The following is a 2,919-nucleotide window of genomic DNA, read 5'->3' as shown; positions in this document are numbered from 1 at the left end:
TACGGGTGCACTCGCAAAGCTAGTAGTCTCACTGTGACTACTAGCGTAAACCGAGGCGTATCACGAGCCAAGCGGTGCAGTTGGTCTGCGAGCCAAAGCGGCCGATCAGCCGAAGGTGAACGAGTAGGCCTGCAGCCCCGGTGAGAGCCTGATGGTCACAGTGCCTTCGCTGGCCGGCTGTTGGGTGGTGACGGTGTAGATGTCGGGGGCGCCGGAGACGCGAATGACCTTGCTCTCGCCCCCGGCGGAGACGGTGAGGGTTCCGCTGCCTCCGACGTCGAGGTAGACGCTTGAGGCGTGGTAGGCGAGCGTGATGTCGGCGCGGTTGCCTGCGGTGATCGACTGCTGGCCGATGGTCCAGGTGCCGGCGAGGGTGAACGAGTCCGCGGGGAGTGTGGCTGGTGGCACGAACCGGCGCTGGCCGGGCTTGTAGGCAGTGCTGCCAGAGTAGAACTGTACGCGTTCGTCGCCGAGGTAGGTCTCCTGCGTCTGCTGCGGGTCGTCAGGGGTGGTGTCGCGGACATTGGTTGCCGGCGGCAGGGTGATCCCGGGGTGGGCGGCGGTAAGCAGCTCCCGGATGAGCTGCTCCTCGCTGGTGTAGTCGCCTTCTCCGATGGAGATGTGCCGGATCTGGCCGCTGGCGTCGATGAGGTAATCCGCCGGCCAGGACTGGTTGTCGTAGGCATTCCACGTGTCGTAGGAGTTGTCGAGCGCGACAGGGAAAGTGAGGCCGAGCCGACGGACGCCGGAGGCGACGTTGGACGGCACGTGCTCAAAGGCGTACTCGGGGGTGTGCACGCCGACCACTCGGAGCCCGGCGGAGGCGTAGTCCTTCGCCCACGCCTCGACGTGCGGAAGCTCGCGCTGGCAGTTGATGCAGGAGTAGGCCCAGAAGTCGACTAGGACGACCTTGCCCCGCAGCGAGGCCATGGTCACCGGCTCGCCGCCGGGGGTGTTCAGCCACTGCTGGATGCCGGCGAAGGCGGGCGCGGGACCGCATTGCCCCAGCCCCGCGCCGGGGACACCGTACAGGACCGCCTGCTGGCAGGCCTGCAGCGAGGCGCTGCCGCTGCCGCCCCCTGCCGCCGCCGCGCCCTTTTCCAGGGAGTTGCCGAGGGATGCGGCGTAGTTCGGGACATCGCGCTGGACCAGGTCAGAAAGGTTGAACGTCAGCGCGACGGCCAGGACGATGACGACGACGCCGCTGACCGCGCGAAATACGCCCTGATGACGCCGGAAAGCCCCGAGGCGCTGGCTCATGGCGCGACCCGCAAGCGCGAAGGCGAGCAGCGGGATCGCGGTGCCGACGGCGAAGCCCAGGGTGAGGCCGATCGTGCGGAGGCCGATGTGACCCGTGGCGCCAGCCACGATGATGGCGGCCAGGACCGGCCCCGCGCAGGGCACGAAGACCGCACCGAGGGCGATCCCGAGCAGGAAGCCGCCGCGGCCGGTGTTGAGGGCACGCTGGGGGAACCGGGAGAAGGGCCGCTCCAGCAGGTGACCGAGCGGCGGCACTAGCAGCCCCAGCCCGACAAGCACCAGCAGGGCCAGGCCCAGCCAGCGGATCGCGTCCCCTGGCAAGTGCAGGCTGGCGAGAAGAAGACTGCCGAAGAGCGTGAAGACCGCGAAGCTCAGCGTCAGGCCGAGGACGACCAGATAAGGCCGGCGCCGCGCTGACTCCGCATCCTCCCCGGCGCTGCCCCCGCCGAGCAGGACAACAGGAAGCACCGGCAGGACACACGGGGAAAGGCCCGTAATGATTCCGCCAACCAGGCCGATCAACACCAGCGTCACGCGCAACCTCCTGCTGACGGCCAGGCCCGGCGTCGTTCCGAGTTCTACGCCTAAAACTAGCCGAGCGAAACTAGCCGAGCGCCATGAGCCCGAGCAGCTCGTAGCAGACGTGCGCGGCGGCCACGGTGGTCACCTCGGCGTGGTCGTAGGCGGGCGCCACTTCGACGACGTCCGCGCCCACCAGCCGCAGGCCGGCAAGACCCCGCAGGATGCCGAGCAGTTCCCTGGAGGTGAGGCCACCGGCTTCCGGGGTCCCGGTGCCCGGTGCGTGCGCCGGATCCAGCACGTCGATGTCGATCGACAGGTACAGCGGGTTGTCCCCCACCCGCTCACGTATCGCGGCGGCGACGTCGTCGACGCCCATGCGCCCGACGTCCATAGCGGTGACGATCTTGAAGCCGAGTCCGGCGTCCTCCGTCAGGTCGGTCGGGGCGTACAGCGGGCCGCGGATGCCGATGTGCATGCTGTGCCCGTCAAGGAACAGCCCGTCTTCTGCGGCGCGCCGGAACGGCGTGCCGTGCGTGAGCGGCGCGCCGAAGTAGGTCTGCCACGTGTCGAGGTGGGCGTCAAAATGCACCAGGGCGACGGGCCCGAACCGCCGCCTGGTGACTCGCAGCAGCGGGTAGGCGATGGTGTGGTCGCCGCCGATCGCCAGCAGGCGGCCGGCATCGCCGAGCAGGGCGGCAGCGGCCGTCTCGATCTGGTCGACGGCCTCCTTGATGTCGAACGGATTGCACGCGATGTCGCCGGCATCCGCCACCTGCTGCGCGCCGAACGGCGCCACCTCCAGGCCTGGGTTCCACGGGCGCAGCAGCCGGGATCCCTGGCGGACCGCGGCCGGACCGAAGCGGGCCCCTGGCCGGTAGGATGTGCCGCTATCGAACGGGACGCCGACCACTGCCACGTCGCAGCGGGAGACCTCATCCCGTCGCGGCAGAAGCGCGAAGGTCGGCGGCCCCGCGAAGCGTGGCGTCCGGCTTGCGTCCATGGGCCCGCGCTCGGCGCGACCAGCCCCGCCAGGCAGATCCTCGGTACCCGCCAACTCGTCCTCCCGCTGCCGGTTCCTCGCCGCTCACATGGCCACCAGCGTCCGGCTTAGCAGATGGCTCCCAGCGCGGGCAATAA

Annotated in this window: 2 protein-coding genes; both read right to left on the bottom strand. The window is 69.5% G+C overall.

The window, feature by feature from the left end; translation table 11 throughout:
- Nucleotides 1-105: 105 nt before the first annotated feature.
- On the bottom strand, nt 106-1,794 hold the full coding sequence (locus WA805_RS04730) for a cytochrome c biogenesis protein DipZ (protein WP_425241732.1): 1,689 nt from the start codon (nt 1,792-1,794) through the stop codon (nt 106-108).
- 70 nt (nt 1,795-1,864) lie between these two features.
- A complete protein-coding gene (gene speB / locus WA805_RS04725; protein WP_422289045.1) occupies nt 1,865-2,782 on the bottom strand; it encodes an agmatinase in 918 nt (305 codons plus the stop codon).
- Nucleotides 2,783-2,919: the final 137 nt, after the last annotated feature.

The sequence above is a fragment of the Trebonia sp. genome, assembly GCF_049794275.1.
GTDB lineage: Bacteria > Actinomycetota > Actinomycetes > Streptosporangiales > Streptosporangiaceae > Trebonia.
The sequence above is the reverse complement of the archived record's forward strand: the minus strand, read 5'-3'. Positions and strand labels throughout refer to the sequence as shown.